The sequence below is a fragment of the Streptomyces sp. RLA123 genome (assembly GCF_056270165.1).
In genome coordinates this window covers 5685745-5707590 of record NZ_JBWDOR010000003.1, presented here as the reverse complement: position 1 = coordinate 5707590, position 21846 = coordinate 5685745, and the positions used below count along the sequence as shown (strand labels likewise).

Annotated in this window: 16 protein-coding genes and 1 pseudogene; 4 read left to right on the top strand and 13 right to left on the bottom strand. The window is 72.4% G+C overall.

The features are described 5' to 3' along the window. Positions 1 to 56: 56 nt before the first annotated feature. Genes RV983_RS26030 through RV983_RS26015 form a run of 4 tightly spaced genes read right to left on the bottom strand, consistent with a single transcriptional unit; the run spans position 57 to position 2829 of the window. Entirely contained in the window at positions 57 to 1064 is a 1008-nt protein-coding gene (locus RV983_RS26030) for an NADPH:quinone reductase (protein ID WP_475988142.1), read from the bottom strand. 55 nt (positions 1065 to 1119) lie between these two features. Then, positions 1120 to 1524: a hypothetical protein gene (locus tag RV983_RS26025; RefSeq protein ID WP_475988141.1), complete on the bottom strand. Its 405-nt coding sequence runs from the start codon at positions 1522 to 1524 to the stop codon at positions 1120 to 1122. Positions 1525 to 1582: 58 nt separating this feature from the next. Next, positions 1583 to 2452, bottom strand: coding sequence for a Gfo/Idh/MocA family protein (locus tag RV983_RS26020; RefSeq protein ID WP_475990459.1), 870 nt, complete (start codon positions 2450 to 2452; stop codon positions 1583 to 1585). A 2-nt stretch (positions 2453 to 2454) separates the two neighbouring features. Continuing rightward, positions 2455 to 2829, bottom strand: a complete 375-nt coding sequence (locus RV983_RS26015; protein ID WP_475988140.1) for a 5-carboxymethyl-2-hydroxymuconate Delta-isomerase — start codon at positions 2827 to 2829, stop codon at positions 2455 to 2457. A gap of 194 nt (positions 2830 to 3023) precedes the next feature. On the opposite strand from RV983_RS26015, the gene glnII reads away from it, so the two are divergent. Beyond that, complete coding sequence (gene glnII, locus RV983_RS26010) at positions 3024 to 4043, top strand: glutamine synthetase (RefSeq protein ID WP_475988139.1); 1020 nt, start codon at positions 3024 to 3026, stop codon at positions 4041 to 4043. Positions 4044 to 4119: 76 nt separating this feature from the next. Here glnII and RV983_RS26005 read toward each other — a convergent pair whose 3' ends face one another. Continuing rightward, entirely contained in the window at positions 4120 to 4671 is a 552-nt protein-coding gene (locus RV983_RS26005) for a DUF1203 domain-containing protein (RefSeq protein ID WP_475988138.1), read from the bottom strand. A 218-nt stretch (positions 4672 to 4889) separates the two neighbouring features. Between RV983_RS26005 and RV983_RS26000 the strand changes: the two genes are divergently transcribed. Next, positions 4890 to 6869 (top strand): hypothetical protein, encoded by a 1980-nt coding sequence (locus RV983_RS26000; RefSeq protein ID WP_475988137.1) that lies wholly within the window; start codon positions 4890 to 4892, stop codon positions 6867 to 6869. A gap of 145 nt (positions 6870 to 7014) precedes the next feature. Next, complete coding sequence (locus RV983_RS25995) at positions 7015 to 7521, top strand: GNAT family N-acetyltransferase (RefSeq protein WP_475988136.1); 507 nt, start codon at positions 7015 to 7017, stop codon at positions 7519 to 7521. 81 nt (positions 7522 to 7602) lie between these two features. On the opposite strand, the gene RV983_RS25990 is transcribed toward RV983_RS25995, so the two are convergent. From RV983_RS25990 to pulA, 3 genes are all read right to left on the bottom strand, one after another. After that, a complete protein-coding gene (locus tag RV983_RS25990) occupies positions 7603 to 7953 on the bottom strand; it encodes a hypothetical protein (protein WP_475988135.1) in 351 nt (116 codons plus the stop codon). 12 nt (positions 7954 to 7965) lie between these two features. Further along, a complete protein-coding gene (locus RV983_RS25985) occupies positions 7966 to 8703 on the bottom strand; it encodes a TNT domain-containing protein (protein WP_475988134.1) in 738 nt (245 codons plus the stop codon). 246 nt (positions 8704 to 8949) lie between these two features. Beyond that, entirely contained in the window at positions 8950 to 14412 is a 5463-nt protein-coding gene (pulA, locus tag RV983_RS25980; RefSeq protein ID WP_475988133.1) for a pullulanase-type alpha-1,6-glucosidase, read from the bottom strand. Positions 14413 to 14829: 417 nt separating this feature from the next. On the opposite strand from pulA, the pseudogene RV983_RS25975 reads away from it, so the two are divergent. Continuing rightward, positions 14830 to 15316 (top strand): annotated as a pseudogene (locus RV983_RS25975) (hypothetical protein); the annotation flags it as partial. Positions 15317 to 15558: 242 nt separating this feature from the next. On the opposite strand, the gene RV983_RS25970 reads toward RV983_RS25975, so the two are convergent. From RV983_RS25970 to RV983_RS25950, 5 genes are all read right to left on the bottom strand, one after another. After that, positions 15559 to 16596, bottom strand: coding sequence for a LacI family DNA-binding transcriptional regulator (locus tag RV983_RS25970; protein ID WP_475988132.1), 1038 nt, complete (start codon positions 16594 to 16596; stop codon positions 15559 to 15561). A gap of 31 nt (positions 16597 to 16627) precedes the next feature. Further along, a complete protein-coding gene (locus RV983_RS25965; RefSeq protein WP_475988131.1) occupies positions 16628 to 18286 on the bottom strand; it encodes a glycoside hydrolase family 13 protein in 1659 nt (552 codons plus the stop codon). A gap of 92 nt (positions 18287 to 18378) precedes the next feature. After that, entirely contained in the window at positions 18379 to 19305 is a 927-nt protein-coding gene (locus tag RV983_RS25960; RefSeq protein ID WP_475988130.1) for a sugar ABC transporter permease, read from the bottom strand. Between the two features lie 10 nt (positions 19306 to 19315). Then, the gene (locus tag RV983_RS25955) at positions 19316 to 20317 is read right to left on the bottom strand and encodes a carbohydrate ABC transporter permease (protein WP_475988129.1); all 1002 of its coding nucleotides are present in this window, start codon (positions 20315 to 20317) and stop codon (positions 19316 to 19318) included. Positions 20318 to 20447: 130 nt separating this feature from the next. Next, complete coding sequence (locus RV983_RS25950; RefSeq protein ID WP_475988128.1) at positions 20448 to 21719, bottom strand: extracellular solute-binding protein; 1272 nt, start codon at positions 21717 to 21719, stop codon at positions 20448 to 20450. Positions 21720 to 21846: the final 127 nt, after the last annotated feature.

The following is a 21846-nucleotide window of genomic DNA, read 5'->3' as shown; positions in this document are numbered from 1 at the left end:
CAGCTACCGCCGGGAGGTGCCCCCACCCCGGCGGCGCCGGTTCGGCGGGAGGGGCCCTACACGTCGATGAGCACCTTGCCGACGGCACCGCCCTCGACGGCGGCGTGCGCCTGCGCGGTGCGTTCCAGCGGGAAGCGGTGCAGCGGCAGCCCCGCCTCCTCCCCCACCTGCAGGGCGCCCACGGTCAGGGCGGCGGTGATCGCCGCGATCGCCTCGCGCTTGGCGACGGCCGGCATGGTGTAGACCAGCACGCCCTGCCAGCGCAGATTGCGGGAGAAGGTCTCCCGCACCGGCAGCGTCACCTCGGGACCGCCGTTGTCCGCGTAGTAGGCGACGACGCCGTTCGGCGCGAGCACGGCGAGGTCGAGCCGTACGTTGACCGCCGCCGAGACCTCCGCGACGATGTCGACACCGTCGGGGGCCGCCCGGCGGATCTCCTCCGCCGCGTCCCCTGCCCGGTAGTCCACCACGTGATGGGCGCCCGCGGCCCTGGCCAGTTCCGCCTTGCGGGGACTGCTGACCGTGGCCACCACGGTCGCGTCCGACCAGCGCGCCAGCTGGATCGCCGCGTTGCCCACCGCGCCCGCGCCGCCGGCGACCAGCACCGTGCGACCGCGGAGCGTGCCGGGACCGAGCCGGTGCGGGCCGCCCTCCAGCAGGGTCAGCGCGCGGTGCGCGGTCATCGCGGGGATGGGGATGCTCGCGCCGAGGTCGAAGGAGGCTCCGTCGGGCAGTGGAACGGCCTGCTTCTCCGGCACCGTCACGTACTCCTGCGCGGTACCGCCGGGACGCTGGTAGGCCGCCTCCCAGATCCACACCCGCTGCCCGTTCCTGGCCGGGTCGACGCCCTCGCCCACCGCGTCGACCACGCCGGCGCCGTCCTGGTTCGGCACGCGCTCGCCGCCGCCCGGCGGAGCGGCCGTCCGCGACTTCCAGTCCGTGGGATTCACCCCGGACACCTCGACCCGCACCCGTACCTCGCCGGGAGCCGGCTCCGGAACGGGACGCTCGGTCAGGCGCAGCACCTCCGGGCCGCCGCCCTCCGTGTACACGATCGCCTTCATGATCCGTACAAGTCCCGCCGGAGCGGGTTTCTTCCCGTTCCCGGCGGCCGCGGGGTCAGACGCGCCCGATCCCCTCGCACAGTACGGCGGGGCCGCCCCCGGGCGCCGGCGCCGGCTCGGGGAGCGCGCGCGCCGCCGAGCCCGGGGAGCGGCGCGGGGACCGCGGGACGAAAGCGCCGCTGGTGCCGCCGCGGCCGCGGTGCACCAGCACGCCGGAGACCGGATCGGGTACGGCGTCGAGCGCCGCCCGGATGCCGGGCAGGGCGCGCCAGTCGAGCCAGTGCTCCTCCTCGCGGAAGCACAACTCGAAGACCACGCCCCAGCCGAACATGTGCCATTCCCACGCCAGCGCACGGTTGGTGACCGCGGACTCCACGAGCGCCGGCGCGTACGCGTCGCGCCATGCCGCGGCGGATGTGCTGGCGTTGAGGACTTCGATGGACCACCAGTCCGCTGCCATACCCAAAACGATAGGGACTTCGCAAGCCCCCCGCCAGGGTTTGGCGCCTGACGGCGCGTCACACAGGGTCGGCGGAGGCCAGCAGCTCCGTCACCCGCGCCGCGAAACGGGCGTCGCAGGGGTGCGGGACGCCGGTACGCACGGCCGTGAGCAGGGCGTCGATGGCACTGCGGAAGGCGGGCACGGGCCCGTCGGCGCGGCCGGGGAGCGTGGCGACGCCGGAGGCGCCGCGCAGTTCGACCGTCATGCCGGCGGCCGCGGGCGGGGCGGTGAGGCTGAGGGCCGCCGTGCTGGAGGCGCCGCTCTCGTGCCGCAGCACCAGGTGGACGGTGTCTGCGGGCCCCTGGACGGCGGTGAGCGCGGTGACGTCGCCGAGGACGGGGAGCAGCACGGACAGGGCGTGCGGACCGACGTCCCACAGCGCGCCCTTGTCGCGCCGCCAGGGGGACGCGGCGAAGGGGCTGTCACCGGAGGTGAACACCGAGCCGAGCCACTCCGCGCGGGCGGTGAACCAGTCGTCCCTGGCCGCCTGCTCGTCGATCCAGGCGGAACTCCCGGCGTCGAAGCGGAGGGTGAAGAACACCACCGACGCGACCCCGGCCGCCTCGGCGGCGTCGGCGACGCGGTGGGCGTCGGCCACGGCAATGGCGACCGGCTTGTCGAGCAGCAGGTGCCGGCCTGCCTCGGCGGCGCGCGCCGCCAACGGGGCCTGGACGTCCGGGGGCAGGGCGATCGCGACCGCGTCCACGTCGGCGATGAGGGCGTCCACGTCGGTGTAGGCACGGGTGCCGAAGGTCTCGGCGAGCGCGGTCGCCGCCTCCGGGCGGCGGCCCCAGATCCCGGTGAACTCGACGTCGGGGTGGGCGGCGAGGGCGGGACCGTGGGCGATCTCCGCCCACGGGCCGGTGCCGAGCAGTCCGATGCGCATGGTCATGCCTCCTTGGCGGGCTGGGTGTGCTTGCGGTACCAGGCGGGGTCGAGGTCGGTGATGTCGACGGCGCTCTGCACCCGCAGCCGCGGCGTGGCCGCCAAGTGGGCGGCCAGGAGCTCCAGGACGGCCTCGCTCAGCTCGGCCTTGACCTGCGGGCTGCGCCCGGCCATGACGGCGATCTGCGTGTACACCATGGCGTGCTCCGCACCGCCGTCGGCGATGACCGCCTCCTCGACGCGGCGGAAGCGGGTCTTGCAGGCCTCGGCCCTTGTGTCGATGATCTTGGCGATGAGCGGGTGGAGGGCGAGGGCGAACCCGCGCCGGTCGAACGCGTCTGCCAGTTCGGCGGAGTAGTCCACGGTGATGTGAGGCATGGCACACAGCGTATGCGCTGCCCAGAGGCCCTGTCGGGCAGGGGTGCCGGGGCCCGGGCGGCGCCTGGCACGCGGAACGCGGTCGCGTTCACACCGGGTTAACACAAGGGCAATGGATGCGAAATCGCGGATTGTGACGCTGCTGCGGAACAGACCCTCGCCCCGCAAGGCACGCGCCCCCAAGGATGACACCCGTGAGTTACAAGGCCGAGTACATCTGGATCGACGGTACCGAGCCGACCGCGAAGTTGCGCTCGAAGACCAAGATCCTCGCCGATGGCGCGGAGCCGGGTGTCTGGGGCTTCGACGGGTCGAGCACGAACCAGGCCGAGGGCCACAGCTCGGACCGGGTGCTGAAGCCGGTGGCCAGCTACCCGGACCCGATCCGCGGCGGGGACAACCTGCTGGTGCTGTGCGAGGTGTTCAACATCGACGGCACGCCGCACGAGTCCAACACCCGCGCGCTGCTGCGCCCGGTCGCCGAGCGGTTCGCCGCGCAGGAGTCGCTGTTCGGCATCGAGCAGGAGTACACGTTCTTCCAGGGCGGCCGCCCGCTCGGTTTCCCCGAGGGCGGCTACCCGGCCCCGCAGGGCGGCTACTACTGCGGTGTCGGCGCGGACGAGATCCACGGCCGTGACGTGGTCGAGGCCCACCTGGACAACTGCCTGGCCGCGGGCCTGGGCATCTCCGGCATCAACGCCGAGGTCATGCCCGGCCAGTGGGAGTTCCAGGTCGGCCCGCTGTCCCCGCTGGAGGTCGCCGACCAGCTGTGGGTCGCGCGCTGGCTGCTCTACCGCACCGCCGAGGACTCCGGGATCTCCGCCACGCTGGACCCCAAGCCCGCCAAGGGCGACTGGAACGGCGCAGGCGCCCACACCAACTTCTCCACCAAGGCCATGCGCGAGGGCTACGACGCGATCATCGAGGCCGCCGAGTCCCTGGGCCGCGACGACAAGCCGCTGGAGCACATCCGCAACTACGGCGCAGGCGTCGAGACCCGCCTGACCGGCGCCCACGAGACCGCCCCCTGGAGCGAGTACAGCTACGGCGTCTCCGACCGCGGTGCCTCGGTGCGCATCCCCTGGCAGGTCGAGGTCGACAAGAAGGGCTACATCGAGGACCGGCGCCCCAACGCCAACGTCGACCCCTACACCGTCACCCGCCTCATCGTCGACACCTGCTGCACCGCCCTGGAGAAGGCCGGCCTCGTCTGAGCGCCGGCCCGCGACCACCGCTTCCGCGCGCCGAGGGCGCCCGTCACGACGACGGGCGCCCTCGGCGCGTGCGGTCTCACCGCGCGCGCACGGCCTCGTAGAGGAAGCAGCCGTACTCCACGGCCCTGACGTGCACCAGCGCGACCCCCGGGTCCGCGAAGCGGGTGGCGAGCACGGCCTCTGCGGCGCCCGCCGCGGCTTCCTCCGCGCTGAGGCGCACCAGGCGGCCGCCGAGGATGTGGCCCTGGGTGTCGTACGAGCGCAGGACCCGCCGTTCGCCGTGGAGGCCGAGCGCCGGGGCGAGCCCGGTGCCCGCGGGCGGCCCCGGGCAGTCCTCCGCGCGGGCGTGGACGAAGACCGGGCCGGTCTCGTCGTACGGGCCGGGCCGGGCGCCGGTGGCGGCCGCCCAGCGGCGCAACGGGGCATACGCGACAAGGGCGATGCGCTCACCCGCAGTGCTGCGGCGCAGGCAGCAGCGCAGCGGGGCGCCGCCCTCGCCGTCGACCGCGGGCTCGGGCGTCAGCCCCGCGTCGTCGGTGACGCGCAGTCGCTCGAGAACGGCCGGGCCGATGGCACGGACACGGAAAGCGGAAGGGGATGGAGAAGGGGAGGTCTGCGTCGTGGTCATGCCCCCAGCCTCGCCGCGACCTGCCGGGTGGTCCGGCGGGATCCGGACGTCGTGCTCGGCGTCCGCCCGTCTTCCAGCCCGTCAGCCCGCCTGTCCGTCAGCCCTTTCGACCTCACACCCCGTCACATCCTCTACGGAGAGGGCATTTTCCGTGCCACGCCGGGTTCGCCCGGTGCGCGGCGGGGTGACCAAGCCGGGATTCACTCGTTCTCCGGAACGTGACTTCTCAACAAGCGACCGCCCCCCGGACCCGGCGCGGCACTCCCGTGATCGTGGACGTCGAGGAGGCCGAGGCCGCGCTCGTCGAGAACTACCCGCATCTGGTCCGGCTGGCGTATCTGATCCTTCCCGCGGGGCTCGGCAGGCACCGCCGGGTGATGACCGCGCACAGTCTGGTGCAGCGCACCCTGCCGAGATCGGCGAGCGAGCCGGACCCGGCGTCCCTGGAGGTGCCCGGTCCGCGCGGTCCGGTGGAACGGTCGTACGCGCTGATGCGGCAGGAAGTGCTCTGCGCGGCGCTGGCGTTCGAGCAGGAGGAGGGCGCGCGCGGCTGGCTGCGGAAGGTGGCGACGGCTGTCCTGCCGCCGCACGTCTGGGGCCTGCGGCTGCACCCGAAGGCGGGCGGGACGGACGAGGCGGCCCTGGACCGGGCGCTGGCCGGTCTCGACGCCCCGGCGCGGGCGGCGTACGTGCTCCTGGAACTGGAGAGCCTGCGGCGCTCCGACGGCCGCGAGGTGCGCAAGCTGCTCACCGCCGCCGACGCGCCCGACCCGCGGGCCGCGCTCAAGGCCGCCGAGGCGGTGCCGTACGGACTGCTGGGCGCGGGCGGGTTCGACCCGTGCACGGTGCAGGCCCGGCCGACGGATCTGCTGCGCAGGCGTCAGCACGGCCGGGTCGGGCTGATCGCGGCCGCCGCGGTGGCCGTCACCGCGGTCCTGGTGGCCGTGCTGGGCGGCGGCCCGGAGCCGTACTCGGCGGGCGGCCCGCCGAACGCGTACGGCGCGGGCTTCCTGGACCCCGCGCGGCTGGTCCGGGTGGACGGCGCCGCGTGGACGCGTGCCTCCCGGGTGGACTTCACCGTCTGGCCGTCCCGCGGCGGCCGCGTCAAGGACGCGGAGCTGCTGGGCCGGGCGCTGGAGGTGTGGGCGCACCCCGGCGAACGGGTGGCGGTCTCGGCCACCAAGGGCACCACCGAGGGCCTGCCCGCACAGCCCCCGCAACTGCTGTACGCGGGCGACGTGGACGCCGCCGGCGTGGTGCTGATGTACGACGGCATGCGGCTGGTGCGCTACGCGGAGCCCCGCGACGGCAAGGGCCAGGCCGCCCTGGACTTCGCGCGGGTGGACGGCGCCGACGTGTCGACCGCGGCCGTCGTCCTGGGCCGGACCGACGGGAACACCCGCTTCCTGACCGCCCCTTGGGTGACCGGTACGGCGTCCCGCGATCTGCTCGCGCCGGACGCGCCCGAGCAGAAGCTGCGCCGGGCCGCGGACGGGGTGACCGACCCCGTGCGGATGCCGGGCGCGGAGAGCGACAGCTCCGCGGCCGGCGCGAACGGGCCGTGCGGCACCTCCTGGCCGGCGCTGGAGTTCCAGGCGGCGAAGGGCACGGGCACGGGTAAGCCGTTCCTCCTCACCGACCTGGGCGACCTCGTACCGGTGCACCTGACGTACCAGCCGGCGGACAGTGCCGCTCCGGTCGAGACCGGCGGCAAGGACGCCCTGGCGAGCTGGGCCCGCACGGTATGCCACCTCGGCTCGATGCGGGGCCTGGGGGTGCGCACGGTCAACGCCTGGCAGTACGCCGACCAGCGGCTGCCCGAGGACAACGGCCGGGCCGCCTGGGTGTGCACCCGCGCCGACACGTGGACCGGCACGAACGGCAGGACCCTGGCGCTGTTCCTGCCGCCGGTCGCCGAGCCGGCGAGTCCGGGTGCGCCGGTGGGCCAGAGCACGAAGGACACCGGGGCGTGCGGCCGGTCGGTGCCCCAGGTGCTGGCCGGGGTGCTGTGGAAGTCCACGGCGGGGCACTGGTACCTGCTGGCGGCCGGCAGCCCCGACGTCGCCCGGATCACCGCCACCGGCGGTGTGACCGGTTCGGCCCAGGGCCCGACGATGGCGGTGCGGGCCGGGCAGGGCGCCCGGGCCGAGCTGTCCGCGGAGCTCGACTCGGGCACCGCGATCAGCACGCTGCGCTGACCCCTGAGGGCCGCCGGGCCGGTGGCCGTCCGCGCCACCGGCCCGGCGGCCCCGGCCTTCACGCACTCCCCCTCGGCGACGCGCTCCCCGGGGGAGACCGGACCCGCGCGGCGGGGGTCCGGGACCGGTCGGCGACAATGGCCGCATGAACGACCTCGGCTTCCGGCTCGCGGAGCACTCAGACGCCTCCCTCCTCGTACGTCTCCGGGACGGCGCCGCGCGGTGGATGCAGGAGCACGGCATCGACCAGTGGAAGCCCGGCGAGATGGGCGAGGACCACTTCCGGGCCCGTATGGCCGAGGGTGAGGTGTGGCTCGCCGAGAACCGCGGCCAGGTCGTCGGCGGCTGGGAGCTGTGGTGGACGGACGAGTCCGCCTGGGGCGTACGGCCCCCGGACGCCGGCTATGTGCACCGGCTGATGGTGGACCGCGCGGCGGCCCCGCGCGGCGCCGGCGGGGCGATGCTGGCCGAGGCCGAGCGCCGCATCGCCGCCGCGGGACGCCGCTGGGCCCGGCTGGACTGCGTGGCCGGCAACGAGCGGCTGCGCGGCTGGTACGAGGAGGCCGGGTACACGGTCGTCGGTGAGCAGCCCCTCAAGCAGGGCGGCAAGGGCGGCCCGTACGCGGTGACCCTGCTGGAGAAGGCGTTGTAGCCGAAAGCCGCGGAAGCGGAGCGGCCCGCCCGGAGGTCCGGGGCGGGCCGCTCCGCCGCTGGGGGTGCCAGGGCTCGCGGGTCAGGACGGTTCGCGGCGGGCCCGGTCGTACGCCGCGTCGGCCGCACGCCGGATCTCCTCACGGTCCCGCAGGACCGCCTCCATCTCCCCGTCGACGCCGGGGCCGGGACCCGGCCCCCGGTTCGTGAGCTGTTCGTGGAGGTGGCGGCAGGCCGCGTCCTCGCTGCCGAAGTGCCGGTGCGGGTCGTACACGCCCCGTTCCCAGGTGCCGACCACCCAGGCGTCGCCCTCCTGCCGGAGGTACCTGAAGTCCGGGGGCCGCACGTCGAACTCGTGGAAGCCGGGGATCTCGTACAGGCCGCCGGGCACCCCCTCGGAGGCGAGCGCCTCGCACAGTTCACGCCGGTCCATGGACGGGGCCCGTCAGTTCAGCCGTACGAGATCGCCGTTGGCGATGTGGTTGGCCACGCTGTCGCCGCTGTCCAGCACGTACTGGAGCCCGTTGCCCGGCTGGCCGTAGAAGGGCGCCACGAGCCCCGCCCGGACCTCGAAGCGATGGACGACCTTGTACAGGTGGTAGTTGAAGGGGTAGCCCGCGTCGAAGGTGTTGAGGTTCGACGGTGCGATGGAGCGCTGGGCGTACGGCGAGCCGGCCGGCGCGAGGAACCTGCCGCCCTCGCCGCCGAAGCGGTCGATCCTCTGGCCGATGCCGAGGTTGAGGGTCGTGGTGGGGGTGTCGGGAAGGAAGCCGTCGTCGGGCGGGAACCGGTACCGGCCCGCCGCGGAGTCGTACCAGGTCGTCAGGAATCCGTTGGCGTTCTGTCCGTCCAGGCGCCGGTAGCCGGCCAGCATCGCGCCGATCAGTCCCTTGCTGGGCAGGACCCGCGGGCCGAGCCGCGGATCGCCGCAGAAGAACGTCGGGACGGTGAACGTGGCACCGATGCAGATGCGAGGGGTGTGCGGTCCGGCGACGAGAGGCCGGCCGGGGGCCACCAGGTGCGCGGCAGGACCCGCGGCGGGACGGACGGAGGGAGCCGGGAGGTGCGTGCCCGGGCCCCGGTCGTCGGCGTGCGCGGGGGCGACCGCGCCGATGAGGGTGCTGACAAGCAGGACGAGCAGAGCAGGAAGAGTGGTGAGCGATATTCGCTGGCGCCGCTTCAAGGGTCCTCCATGGGACGACGGGAACCGGGTTTCCGGAACCCCGGTCACACTGCGTCACCGAGGCCGCGCGGATACGTACCCCTCCCCACCCGTCCCCCCGGACCGACACGCCGCGAATTCATCCGGATGGGCCCGCACTTCGCCCGTACGCAGCACCGCCCGTACGCGGCACCGCCCGTACGCGGCACCGCCCGGCCGGGGCTCCCCGCAAGGGGCGCGCCGACCGGGCGGTGACGGAACGTCGCGTTACCCGTGGACGTACACCGCGACGGTCCGCGCCGGGACCGTGAAGGTGCCCGACGCGCTGTCGTAGGCGGACCGCCTGACCACGGGGTCGGAGCCCGCGGCCTGTACCGGGTGGAGGGTCCAGGCCGTGCCGGCGAGGGCGGCGACCCGCTGCTCCTGGGCCTGCGGGGTGGCGTTGAGCACCACCACCAGATCGCCGAGCCTCATCGTGATCACGCCCGGGGTCTCGTCCTTGCCGGACAGCGGGAAGGAGAGCCGCTCCCGCACCTGCGCGGCCGTGGTGAGCCCGAAGAAGGGCTCGGTGGAGCGGATGCGCAGCAGGTCCTGGTACGCGGCCGAGGCCGCGGTGATCTCCGGGCAGCCGACCGTGAGGGTGTCCGCGGTCAGCAGCGGCTTGGCGTACGGCCACTTGGACTCGTTGTCGGCCTTCGGGGGCAGGCCGCGGCCGAAGCCGTTGCCGGCCCGGCAGTCCCAGTGGACGGCGTTGAACCAGTCGCCCGAGTCGTAGGAGTTGCGGTCCAGGGACTTGGAGCGCAGCAGGTCGGAGCCGGCCTGATAGAGCGCCGGGCCCTGCGAGAGCGCCGGGACGGACTCGGCGAGCACCTGCATCCGGGCCCGGTCGGCGGGTGAGGTGTCCTTGGGCAGCTTGTAGGCGAGGGCGTCGAAGAGCGCCTCGTTGTCGTGGGCGTCCGCGTAGGCGAGGGCGTCGCCCGGCGCGTCCGCGTAACCGGCGGGCGAGCCGTTGTAGTCGACCTCGGCGCCGGTGACCTCCTTGCCGCTGCTGTCGGTGAAGGAGAAGGACGCCAGGTTGCCGGTCAGGCCCACCTTGATGAGGTCCTGGTAGTGCAGCAGGCGGGCCTTCTGCTCGGCCTCGGTGCCGTTGGCGGCGGAGCCGTTGGGGTCGGTGAACAGGCCCGAGGCGAAGCCCTGGACGCCGGGGTCGGAGTCGAAGGGGCCGCCGCCGCGCACCGCGTCGCGGGCGCGGTCGGAGAAGGTGGCGACGCCCGTGCCGGCCATGTTCTTCTGGGTGGCCTGCACAAAGCGGGCGTCGTCGGCGACCTCGCCGAAGTTCCAGCCCTCGCCGTAGAGGATGATCTTCTTGCCGTCGACGCCGTCCTTCGCGGGGGTCAGCGCGTCCAGCGCCTTGCGGACGGCGAGGATGTTCGCCTTGGGGTGGTGGCCCATGAGGTCGAAGCGGAAGCCGTCGACCTTGTACTCCCTGGCCCAGGTGACGAGCGAGTCGACGACGAGCTTGCCCATCATCGCGTTCTCGGGCGCGGTGTTGGAGCAGCAGGTGGAGTCGGCGACCGTGCCGTCGTCCAGCAGCCGCTGGTAGTAGCCGGGCACGATCCTGTCGAGGACGGACGTGTCGTCCTGGCCGCTCGCGGCGGTGTGGTTGTAGACCACGTCCATGACGACCCGCAGCCCGGAGGTGTTGAGGCCCTGCACCATCCTCCGGAACTCGACGGTGCGCCGCGTGCCCTCCGGGTCGGTGGCGTAGGAGCCCTCGGGGACGGTGTAGTGGAAGGGGTCGTAGCCCCAGTTGTAGGCGTCCTTGGCGGCGACGGCCGCCACGCACTCCTGCTGCTTGCCGGAGTCGGCGGGGAAGGCGGCCAGGTCGCAGTCGACGCGGGCCTGGTCGGCGCTCTTCTCGGCCACGGTGGCGAAGTCGAAGGCCGGCAGCAGGTGGACGTAGGAGACACCGGACTTCGCGAGCGCCCGCAGGTGTGTCATGCCCGCGGAGCCGGTGTCGGTGAAGGCCGTGTACTTGCCCCGGTCCCCGGCGGGGACGGTGGCGTCCTCGGCGGAGAAGTCCCGGACGTGGAGTTCCTGGATCTGGGCGTTGTTCAGGCCCACGGCCTCGGGCTTGGCCAGGTGCGACCAGCCGCTCGGGGCGAGCGCCTTGTCATCGAGATCGACGACGATGCTCTGCTTCGAGTCGGCGGTCAGGGCGACCGAGTAGGGGTCGGTGACGGTGTTGGTGACGACCTTCTGGACGCTGGGCGCCCAGACCTTCACGGCGTAGCGGTACGGCTTGCCGGTCCAGCTCCGCTCACCGGTGACGCTCCACACTCCGGTGGAACCGTCGCGCTGCATCGGGACGGTGGCGCCCGCCAGATCGAGGGAGACGGACTGCGCGGTCGGGGCCCATACGGAGAGCGTGGGCCTGCCCTGGGAGAAGACCGGGCCGAGGACGGCCTTGGTCGCCTTCGCCGCGTACAGGTCGTCCAGCACTCCCTGGAGCTGGACGCCGGTCGCCGAAAGGAGCGCGCCATTGGCAAGCCGCTGCGTGGCGATGACCTGCCCCGTGAGGGCCGTGCGGACGCGGTCGCGGTCGCGGGGGTCGATCGTGAAGGCCGCGTAGTCCTTCAGGTGCGGGAAGCGGGCCTTCTGGGCGTCGGTGAGGCCGCCCGCGACCCGGTCGAGGCGGAGCCAGTGGCCCTCGCCGGAGAGTGCTCCGTCCTTGATCGTCAGGCCGCCGCCGGGGGCGTACACCAGCTGGACGCTCGCCGCGGTGTCGCCGGTCTTCCAGGCGACGGTGTCCGCGTCGATCCACTGGGCCTTGGCCGACGACAGGTCGAGGTCGGCGGAGGAGCCGGCGGTGGAGGGCAGGAGGTACTTCTCGGTGCCGTTCAGGAGCCACACCTCGTGTCCGTAGGTGGCGAGGTCGAGCGACTGGTCGGCGGGCAGGTCCTTGGTGTCGCCGTTGTGGAGGATGTAGCTGAGCGACGTGGCGCCCGCGGCGAGCGGCACCTCGAAGACGGCGCCGTAGGCATCGGTGCGCACCGGCTGCAACGGGGCGGTCCAGTCGGTGGGGTTGGCCGCGCCGGTCCAGGTGTGCAGGCCCCAGCCGGCGTAGTCTCCCCCAGAGCCTCCGGCCTGGGAGGTACCCCCATCGGCCCGGTGGTAGTGGAGGACGGCCTTGGAGCGGTCCTGTCCCGGCTCGGTGCCGGACGGGGCCTGGGTCGCGACGGCCTCCTTGCCCTGCTCGGCCCAGATCTCGCCGGTCTTGGTGACGTCGATGGAGCGGTCGGCGGCGACGTCCTTGTTGCCGTCCTTGTCGATGACGAGGTAACCGACGCTGGAGGCGCCCGGCTTGAGCTTCACATAGGCGAAGGCGCCGTAGGCGTCGCGGCCGATGAAGTCGTGCCCGGCGGGCCAGGTGGTGCCCTCGCCGTCGGCGATGTCGCCCCAGGCGTACAGGCGCCAGTCGGTGTAACTGTTGTCGGCGCGCTTGTAGTGGACGATCGCGTAGTCGCGGCTGCTCGCCACCGGGGGCTGCGGCGGGGCCGGGGTGCCGCTGGTGGACTCAGCTGTGGCGCTCGCGGTGCGGCCGGCGGAATCGATCACGACCGCCTTGTACCGCAGCGCGGTGCCGGGCGTCACGTCGCCGCCGACCGTCTGGGTGACCTTGTACGGCGCGTGGTCCGCCGAGCCGAGGACCTTCCACGGCCCGTTGCCGGTCTGTGCGGCGAAGACGACCCGGTTCAGCCGGCCGCCCCGGACGTCGGCGGAGAGCTCGACGGTGCCGATGGCACCCGCGGCGGGGGCCTTCAGGGTCAGGGCCGGGACGGCGGCGGGGGCACCGAGCGGCTTGCCGGCCTTGTAGACCACGGCGGACAGCGCGGGGACCGTGACAGCGATCTTGGTGTCGGCGCCGCTGCGGACGGAGCCCCGCGTGCCGTAGAGGGCGGCGAAGGCGGTGTTCGCGGAGCCGGTGGGGACTTCGGCGGTCCTCGCCCCGGTGGCGTTGTTGACGGCGACGACGTACTCGGTGCGGGTCCTCGCGTCCGTGCGCGAGAAGGCGTAGATCCCGGCCCCGTCCGCGGCGTAGCGCTCGGTCTGGGCGCCGTCGGCCAGGGCCGGGTTCGCCTTGCGGAGTGCGGACAGCTTCGCGATCGCGCGGTAGAGCGGGGCGCCGGTGTCGTAGGCGTCGCTCGCGTGGGTGCGGTCGGTGCCGAGCTGGTCGTCGTCGAGGTAGTCGGCGACCTTGGAGGCGAACATCGTCTGGCGGGCGTCCTTGTCACCGCCGGCGCCGGTGAAGCCCTGCTCGTCGCCGTAGTAGACGACGGGGTTGCCGCGGGAGAGGAACATCAGCTCGTCGGCGAGCCGGTCCCGCCGCACGAGTTCGGCGTCGTCCGCCTTCGGGTTGTCCTGTTCCAGGAACGTGCCGATGCGGCCCATGTCGTGGTTGCCGAGGAAGGTGACCTGCTCGTACGCGTTGGCCTTGTCGGTCGTGTAGCGGTAGTCGTCGCCGAAGACCGAGGCGAGCCGCGCCGCGGAGCCGCCCTGGGACGCGTACTGGCGGGCGGCGTCCTGGAAGGGGAAGTCGAGCGTCGAGTCCAGCCGTCCCTGGGTGACGTACGGGGAGGTGATGGCCGTGTCGGCGGAGTAGACCTCGCCGAACATGAAGAAGTCCTTGCGGCCGTGCTTCGCGGCGTACGCGTCGAGCGCCGTGGCCCACTGGGTCCAGAACGGCAGGTCCACGTGCTTGACGGTGTCGATCCGGAAGCCGTCGACGGCGAAGTCGCGGACCCACTTCTCGTAGATCTCCTCCATGCCCCTCACGACCTCGGGACGCTCGGTCCACAGGTCGTCCAGGCCGGAGAAGTCGCCGTGGTCGGCGCTCTCGCCGGCGAAGGTGGAGTCGCCCCGGTTGTGGTACATCGCCGGGTCGTTGAGCCAGGACGGGACCTTGCTCTTCGCGGTGGCGACAGGGGTGCGGGGGAAGGAGTCGCGGTCGACGGCCGGGAAGCCCTTGCCGCCCCCGGCGTAGTCGCTGTCGTCGAAGGGCACGCCGTCCTCGGTCAGATAGGGGAACGCGCCCTTGGAGAGGTAGCCGTAGGACTTCTCGTCGTAGTCGACGACGTCGGCGGTGTGGTTGGTGATGACGTCGAAGAAGACCTTCATGCCCTTGGCGTGGGCCTTGGAGATCAGCGACTTGAGGTCGGCGTTGGTGCCGAAATGCGGGTCGACCTGGGTGAAGTCGGTGATCCAGTAGCCGTGGTACCCGGCCGAGGCCTGGTCCCCCGTCCCCTGCACGGGCCGGTTCTTGAAAATCGGCGCCATCCATATCGCGGTGGTGCCGAGGTTCTTGATGTAGTCGAGCCGCCGGGTCAGCCCCTTGAGGTCGCCGCCCTGGTAGAAGCCCTTGTCGGCGGGGTCGTAGCCGGTGCTGAGCCGGGTGCCCGTCAGACCGCCCCTGTCGTTGGAGGAGTCGCCGTTGGCGAAACGATCCGGCAGAACGAAGTAGAACTGCTCCCGCGTCAGGTCGTGGCGTGCCGGCTGTGCGGCGAGCGCGGAGTCCGAGGGGGGCGGGGGCGGGGCGGCCGCCGAGGCGGCGGGAGCCGAGGCGGGGACGGCGAAGGCGGCGGCGAGGGCCGCCACCGCGACGGCTGCGGCTCCGCGTCTGCACGCGCGTGAACGCGCGGCGGACGCGGGCAGCCCGGTGGGCTGGGCCACGGGGGTTCTCCTTGCGGAATCCGTGTGCGGACGGGTGTACCTCTGGGAGCCCACGCGCCATGAGCCATGGCCCGGCGGCGGTGCCGGACCGTGAGCGGGACCGTACCTCTTGCGCAGGTCTTACAGCAAGATGTCGCAAGGATTTCCAACGGACCCGTCGTCACACCGGCATTCGGACTCTGACGCATCGTCACATCACGGTCCGCCGCCTCGGATCACCGAACACTACGAACGCAAGGGCCACGGCTCCGGCCCCCCGCCGCCGGCGTCACCGAGCATCGGGGACCCGCGCGATCGACGCGCCGGACGACGACGGAAGGACGAGACGATGGTCACCGGGCACTCCCCCCACCGCCCCCGGTCCCGATCCGCACGACGCCGCATCTCCCTGACGGTCGCGGCGGTCGCCGCGCTCCTGGCCACCCCACCGCTCAGCGGGACCTGTCCTTCGACAGCGACATCACCGGCGCCGTCTCCCTCCCCGTCCTCACGATGCACGCCATCGACGACCCCACGGCGTTCGTCGAGCACGAGGCGGCCTACCGGGCGTCCCTGGAGGGCGCCCGCAGCAGCCACGGCGCTCATCGCGGGGTCCGTCTCGGGCAGACCTTCGCGCGGGAGACCGAGCACAGCGAGCTGAGCGCCGCGGAGTACGCCGACGCCGTCAAAGCGCTGGCCGGATGGGTACGCACCGGCCGCAAGCCCACGCCGGCCCCGGTCGCGGCCTCCTGCCCGGCGTTCGACGCCGTCTACGGCACCGGCTGCTTCTTCGCCCCGGACTACTCCCCGCGCCCGTACGCCACCCGCGTGTACCCGCGGCCGGGGGGCGCGGCACCGGCCGGCGCTGCCCGCGGCACGGGAGCGGGCGCTCGGCCGGCTGCCGGGCGTGGGCATCGCGCCCTGAACCGCCCGGCCGCCCCTCACCTGCAGAATCTTGCAGAAAGTTTCTACAGGGGCCTTCCGTCCCGCTGTGAAGCGCTGTTACGTTCCTCTTCATCCCGGTCCGGCCGGCCGGGGGTCCGCGCCTGACTGCGGCCCCACGCGCCCGGCCGGCCGGACCGGAGACATCGACGGAGGCGGACCCCGGGGCCGACGAGGCCCCCCCGCACGCCCCGCTCGGGACGGCCCCCTCGGACGGACCTGGCGTCAGGAGCGCCGGCCGCCGCCGGGCGCCTGGCCCGTGGAGCCGCGGACGACCAGCTCCGTCTGGAAGACGAACTCCCCACGCTGCACCGGATTGCCGCCGATCTCCTCCAGCAGCGCGTTGACGGCGGCCGCACCCATCGCCTCGACCGGCTGCCGGACCGTGGTCAGCGGCGGGTCGGTGAAGGCGATCAGCGGCGAGTCGTCGTACCCGACGACCGACACGTCCCCGGGGACGTCTCGCCCCCGCTCCCGCACCGCCCGCACGGCCCCCAGCGCCATCAGGTCGCTGCCGCACACGATGCCCGTGCAGCCCCGGTCCAGCAGCGCGCCGGCGGCCGCGTGACCGCCCTCGACGGAGAACAGGGTGTGCTGCACGCAGTCCGCCGCCGCCTCCTCGTCCAGGCCCAGGAAATAACCGAGCGCCTCCACAAAGCCGTCGACCTTGCGGTGCACCGGCACGTAGCGGTTGGGCCCGACGGCCAGGCCGATCCGCTGGTGGCCGAGCTCCACCAGGTGCTGCACGGCGATACGCGCCGAGGCGCGCTCGTCCGGCGAGATGTACGGCCCGGCGATCGCCGGGTTGTACCCGTTGACGAGCACATAGGGCACGCCCTGCCCGAGGAGCCGGGCGTAGCGCTCGGGGTCGGCGGTGACGTCGGCGTGCAGGCCGGACAGGAAGACGACGCCGCGCACCCCGCGCTCCACCAGCGCCTCCACCAGTTCGTCCTCGGTGGAGCCGCCGGGGTGCTGGGTGCACAGCACCGCGGTGTAGCCGTAGCCGGTCAGGTTCTGCTCGATGACCTGGGCGAAGGCGGGGAAGATCGGGTTGTTGAGCTCGGGGGTGATCAGCCCGATCTGGCCGGCGCTGCTCCGGCGCAGCCGCACGGGGCGCTCGTAGCCGAGCACGTCCAGTGCGGCCAGCACCTTCTGCCGGGTGGCGGGGGCGACCCCCGCCTTCCCGTTCAGCACGCGGCTGGCGGTGGCCTCGCTGACCCCCGCTTGTGCCGCGATGTCGGCGAGGCGGGCCGTGGTGTTCACGGTGCCCGAGCCTATGCGACCGCGGCGCACGTCAAACGGCCCACCAGACGGTCGTGTCGGACGGGAGGACCACCCCGTCCGCCGTGACCTCGACGGGGACGGTGCTCAGCAGCACCGTGCCCGGAGCCGGCAGGGTCACGGGGGCGCCCGTGGTGTTGACGGTGCAGGCGAAACCGGGGCGGCGGAAGACCAGCACGCCCTCCGGGGCGTCCTGCCAGTGCACCGACTCCCCCGCGCCGAGGCCGGGCAGGTCGCGGCGCAGCCGCAGGGCCGCGCGGTACAGCTCCAGGGTGGAGGCGGGGTCGCCGGTCTGCGCCTCGACGCTCAGGCCGGCCCAGGAGGCGGGCTGCGGCAGCCAGCTGCCGCCGCTGCCGAAGCCGTACGAGGTCCCCTCGGCCGTCCACGGGATCGGCACCCGGCAGCCGTCGCGGAAGCCGTCCTGGCCTGCCGCACGGAAGAACGCCGGGTCCTGACGGGCCTCGTCGGGCAGGTCGGTCACCTCCGGCAGGCCCAGCTCCTCGCCCTGGTAGACGTACGCGGAACCGGGCAGGGCCAGCATCAGCAGGGAGGCGGCGCGGGCTCGGCGCGGGTCGTAGCTCTTCTCGTCGGCGGACAGCCGGGTGGCGTGTCGGACGACGTCGTGGTTGGACAGCACCCAGGTGGTGGGCGCGGCGACCGGGCGCATGGCGTCGAGCGAGCGGTCGATGACCTCGCGCAGCTCGACGGCGTCCCACTTGGTGCCCAGGTACTGGAAGTTGAAGGCCTGGTGCAGTTCGTCGGGGCGGACGTAGTGGGCCGTGCGCTCGACGGTGGGGGTCCAGGCCTCGGCGACGGCGATGCGCGGGCGTGGGGGCACCCCCGGCCGAAGGCTGGGCGAGTACTCGTCGAGGATGCGCCGCCAGGAGCGGTAGACCTCGTGGACGCCGTCCTGGTCGAAGAAGGGCAGGACATCGTTGCCAAGGAGCTTGAGCTGCTCGTGTGCCCCGATGTCGGGCAGGCCGTCGGCCTTCACCAGACCGTGCGCGACGTCGATGCGGAAGCCGTCGACGCCCATGTCCAGCCAGAAGCGCAGGATCGAGCGGAACTCGTCCTGGACGGCCGGGTGCTCCCAGTTGAAGTCCGGCTGCTCGGGCGCGAAGAGGTGCAGGTACCACTCGCCGTCCTCGGTACGCGTCCAGGACGGCCCGCCGAAGATGGACTCCCAGTCGTTGGGCGGCAGTTCGCCGTTCTCGCCCTTGCCGGGACGGAAGTGGTAGCGCTGCCGCAGCGGGGAGCCGGGACCCTCGCGCAGCGCCTGCTTGAACCACTCGTGCTGGTCGGAGGAGTGGTTGGGGACCAGGTCGACGATGATCCGCAGACCCAGCCGGTGGGCGTCGCGGATCAGGCCGTCGGCGTCGTGGAGGGTGCCGAACATGGGGTCGATGGCCCGGTAGTCGGCGACGTCGTAACCCGCGTCGGCCTGCGGGGAGGCGTAGAAGGGGCTCAGCCAGACCGCGTCGACACCGAGGTCGCGCAGGTACGGAAGGCGCTCGCGGACGCCGGGGATGTCGCCCATGCCGTCGCCGTTCGCGTCGGCGAAACTCCGGGGGTAGACCTGGTAGATGACCGCGTCTCTCCACCAGTCCGTGGCGGCCACGGGCTGGTCTGAGGCGTGCGGGTGACGGGTGGAGTCCGCCAGGTACTGGGTCATGGTGATCCCTTGGAGGATTGAAGGCACGGTACGGCGATGACGGCAGGGCCGGGGCACCCGGCCGGTCCGGCCGGGTGCCCCGGGTCGTGCGGTCAGGACTTGGCCGCGCCGGCGGTGAGGCCGGTGACCAGGTGCTTCTGCACGAGGTAGAACACAAAACTGACGGGGATGGCGATGAGCACCGCGGTGGCGGCCATGTAGTTCCACTGCGCGTCGTGCTCGCTGACGAAGCTGCTCAGGCCGACGGCGAGGGTGTACTTGCCGTCGTCGAGCATGAAGGTGGTCGCGAAGGCGACCTCGCCCCAGGCGGTGAGGCAGGTGTAGAAGGCGGCCACCGCCAGGCCCGGCCGGGCCAGCGGCAGCACCAGCCGCCAGAAGGTGCCGAACGGGCTGAGCCCGTCGACGCGGCCGGCCTCGTCGATCTCGAAGGGGATCGTGTCGAAGTAGCCCTTGAGCATCCACGCGCAGTACGGCACGGCGGTGCTGCAGTAGATGAGGATCAGGCCGCCGTAGGTGTCGATCAGTCCCAGGTCCGAGAGGATCACGTACATCGGGACCATGAGGACGGCGACCGGGAACATCTGGGTGATCAGCAGCGCCCACATGAACTTCTTGTAGCCCGGGAAGCGCATGCGGGAGACCGCGTAGCCGGTGGTCGCCGCGATCAGCACACCGATGACGCAGGTGGCCCCGGCGACGATCAGGGTGTTCCCGAACCAGGTGAGGAAACCCGTGTGCTCCAGGACGAAGGAGTAGTTGGAGAAGCCCGCCTTGTCCAGGATCCGGCCGGGGTGCAGGTAGTCGTCCTTGTCCGGGCCGAGGGAGAGGAAGACCAGCCAGCCGATCGGGAAGAGGGCGATGAGGCTGGCGCCGGTCAGTACGCCGTGCGACAGCACCGAGGCGGTGCGGCTGCGGCGGCCGCGCCGGTAGCCGCCCGGGCGCTGCTTCCCGGACGCGGCGCCCTGCGGGTCGCCGGCGGGACCGGAGTCCGCGATCGTGGTCTGGGTCGTGGTGCTCATGCTGATCCCCTCAGGCGGCGAGCTGGTCATGGCGGGCCAGCCAGCGGCGGTAGAAGGTGGTGAAGACGACCAGGATCGACAGCAGGAGCACGCCGTAGGCGGCGGACTGCGCGTAGTCGCGCGGCTGCTGGCCGAACCCGAGTTGGTAGGCCCAGGTCACGAGGATCTGCGCGTCCGGTGCGCCGCTGCCGAAGAGCAGGTAGATGATGGCGAACTGGTTGAACGTCCAGATGATGCCGAGCAGCACGACGGTGCTGCTGACCGAGCGCAGACCCGGCAGGGTGACGTTGCGGAAGCGCTGCCAGGCGTTGGCGCCGTCCATCTCGGCGGCCTCGTACAGCTCCGACGGGATCGACTGGAGACCGCCGAGCAGCGAGACCATCATGAAGGGCACGCCCACCCAGGTGTTGACACCGATCGCGGCGATCCGCTGGAAGGTGGTGTCCTCCAGCCATTGCGGCTGCGGCAGATGGAGACCCCCCAGGACGGAGTTCACCACCCCGGAGTCGCTGAGCATGATCCGCCAGGAGAAGACGGTGACGAAGGTCGGCACCGCCCAGGGCAGGATCAGCATCATGCGGTAGAAGGTGCGCCCGCGCAGCTTCTGGTTGAGCAGCAGGGCCAGGCCCAGGCCCAGGCCGTAGTGGAGGGCGACGCAGACCGCGGTCCAGACCACCGTCCAGATGAAGTGCGACCAGAAGCGGTCGTAGGAGGTCGGGCCCCACAGGATGTCGGCGTAGTTGTGCAGGCCGATGAACTGGTAGGTGGCGTCGATGTGGTTGACACCGATGGTGCGGGCCGAGTTCAGGCTGTTGGCGTCGGTGAGTGTGAGGTACAGGCCCTGGGCGAGCGGATAGCCCACCAGGACGCCGAGCACGACGACCACCGGGGCGATCATCGCGTACGCGTACCAGTGCTTCTGGTAGGAGCGCTTGAGGCGCTCGATCGGACCGGGGCGTGATCCGCGCGTTTCGCGGGACTTCCGCACCGCGCCCTCGACGGCGACTGTCATCGTTGGGGCCTTCTCCACGGGGTGTCGTGCCGGGTGTCTTGCGGGGTGACTTCCGGGGTGTCCTCCGGCGTACAACGGCCGGTGGCCGCCGGCCCGCCCGGTTCGGGGGCGGGGCCGGCGGCCGCGGGGGTCACTTGCTGTAGTCGGGCAGCAGCTTGGCCATCGCGAGGGCCGCGTTGTCCAGGCCCTTGTCCAGCGGCTCCTTACCACCGGCGACCTTGGTCAGCTCGTCGCCGAACGGGCCCCACAGGGAGCTGTACTCGGGCAGCTCGGGACGCGGCTGGGCGGAGGACAGCACCGCCTGGAAGCCCTTGACGCCCGGGTCGGCGGTCACCTGCGCGGTGTAGGCGTCCGAGCGGGTCGGCAGCGTGGAGTTCTTCAGGGCGATGGTGGTCTGGCTCTTCGCCGAGGTCATGAAGTTGACGAACGTCAGCGCGGCTTCCTGGTGGGCCTTGTCCGAGCCGGCGTAGACGGCGAGGTTGTGGCCACCGGTGGGGGCGCCGGCAGATCCGGCGGAGCCGGCCGGGACCGGGGCGATGCCGAGGTTGCCCTTGTCGGCGAACGCGGAGCCCTTGTAGAAGTTGGTGATCTCCCACGGGCCCTGGATGATCGCGGCGACCTTGCCGTTGACGAAGGCGTCCTGGATGTGGGCGTAGCCGTCCGCGGTGGTGTCGGCCTTGTGCAGTCCGGCGCCGGAGAACATGCTCTGCCAGGTGGTGAGGCCCTTGACGGCGGCGGGGCTGTTGATGGTGATCTTCTTGGCGGAGGTGTCGACCATGTCGGCGCCCTCGCCGTACAGGAACGGCTGGGCGTAGTAGGACGCGGTGTTCAGCCAGAAGCCGTCGGCACCGGTCTTCGCCTTGATGGTCTTGGCGGCGGCCTTCAGGTCGTCCCAGGTCTTGGGGGCGTCGGCGATACCGGCCTGCTGGAAGAGCTTCTTGTTGTAGACCAGCGCCAGGGTGTCGGTGGTGAAGGGGACACCGTAGGTCTTGCCGGCGAACTGGGCCTGCTTGAGCAGGGACGCCTGGAACTTGTCCTGGTCGGCGAGGGCCTCGGTGCCGTCCAGCGGCAGGAAGTAGCTCTTCTTGGCGAACGCGGGCGTCCAGCCGACCTCGGAGCGGAGCACGTCGGGGGCGCCCTTGCTGCCGGCGGCGGTGTCGAACTTGTTCTGCGCCGCGTCGAAGGGGACGTTGACGTACTTGACCTTGATCTTCGCGTTCGCCTTCTCGAAGTCCGCGACCAGGGCCTTGTAGGTCGGCGCCTCATTGGTGGCGTTCGAGGTGTCCCACCAGGTGATGGTGACGGGACCGTCGGCCTTGTCACTGCCGCTGTCGCCGCCGCAAGCCGTCGCCGCGAGCCCGAGCGCCGCAACCAGCGCGGTGGCCGCTATGCCACGCCGCATGTGATCTCCTCCAGGATGAAAGCCCGTGATAGCGCGGGGCGCGTCTCCGCGTCCCCCCTGTCGACTGCACCGTTGCGGCCGCCGGGCTGTCGAGGAACGTAACAGGGATGAAAGCTTCCCGAAAGAC

What these genes read in the sequence shown, in the direction of transcription:
- RV983_RS25950 (WP_475988128.1), bottom strand. Translation starts at nt 21,719, where the DNA reads ATGCGGCGTGGCATAGCGGCCACCGCGCTGGTTGCGGCGCTCGGGCTC.
- RV983_RS26015 (WP_475988140.1), bottom strand. Translation starts at nt 2,829, where the DNA reads ATGCCTCACATCACCGTGGACTACTCCGCCGAACTGGCAGACGCGTTC.
- RV983_RS25965 (WP_475988131.1), bottom strand. Translation starts at nt 18,286, where the DNA reads ATGACCCAGTACCTGGCGGACTCCACCCGTCACCCGCACGCCTCAGAC.
- RV983_RS26025 (WP_475988141.1), bottom strand. Translation starts at nt 1,524, where the DNA reads ATGGCAGCGGACTGGTGGTCCATCGAAGTCCTCAACGCCAGCACATCC.
- RV983_RS25960 (WP_475988130.1), bottom strand. Translation starts at nt 19,305, where the DNA reads ATGAGCACCACGACCCAGACCACGATCGCGGACTCCGGTCCCGCCGGC.
- RV983_RS25990 (WP_475988135.1), bottom strand. Translation starts at nt 7,953, where the DNA reads ATGGACCGGCGTGAACTGTGCGAGGCGCTCGCCTCCGAGGGGGTGCCC.
- RV983_RS26020 (WP_475990459.1), bottom strand. Translation starts at nt 2,452, where the DNA reads ATGCGCATCGGACTGCTCGGCACCGGCCCGTGGGCGGAGATCGCCCAC.
- RV983_RS26005 (WP_475988138.1), bottom strand. Translation starts at nt 4,671, where the DNA reads ATGACCACGACGCAGACCTCCCCTTCTCCATCCCCTTCCGCTTTCCGT.
- RV983_RS25955 (WP_475988129.1), bottom strand. Translation starts at nt 20,317, where the DNA reads ATGACAGTCGCCGTCGAGGGCGCGGTGCGGAAGTCCCGCGAAACGCGC.
- RV983_RS25995 (WP_475988136.1), top strand. Translation starts at nt 7,015, where the DNA reads ATGAACGACCTCGGCTTCCGGCTCGCGGAGCACTCAGACGCCTCCCTC.
- RV983_RS26030 (WP_475988142.1), bottom strand. Translation starts at nt 1,064, where the DNA reads ATGAAGGCGATCGTGTACACGGAGGGCGGCGGCCCGGAGGTGCTGCGC.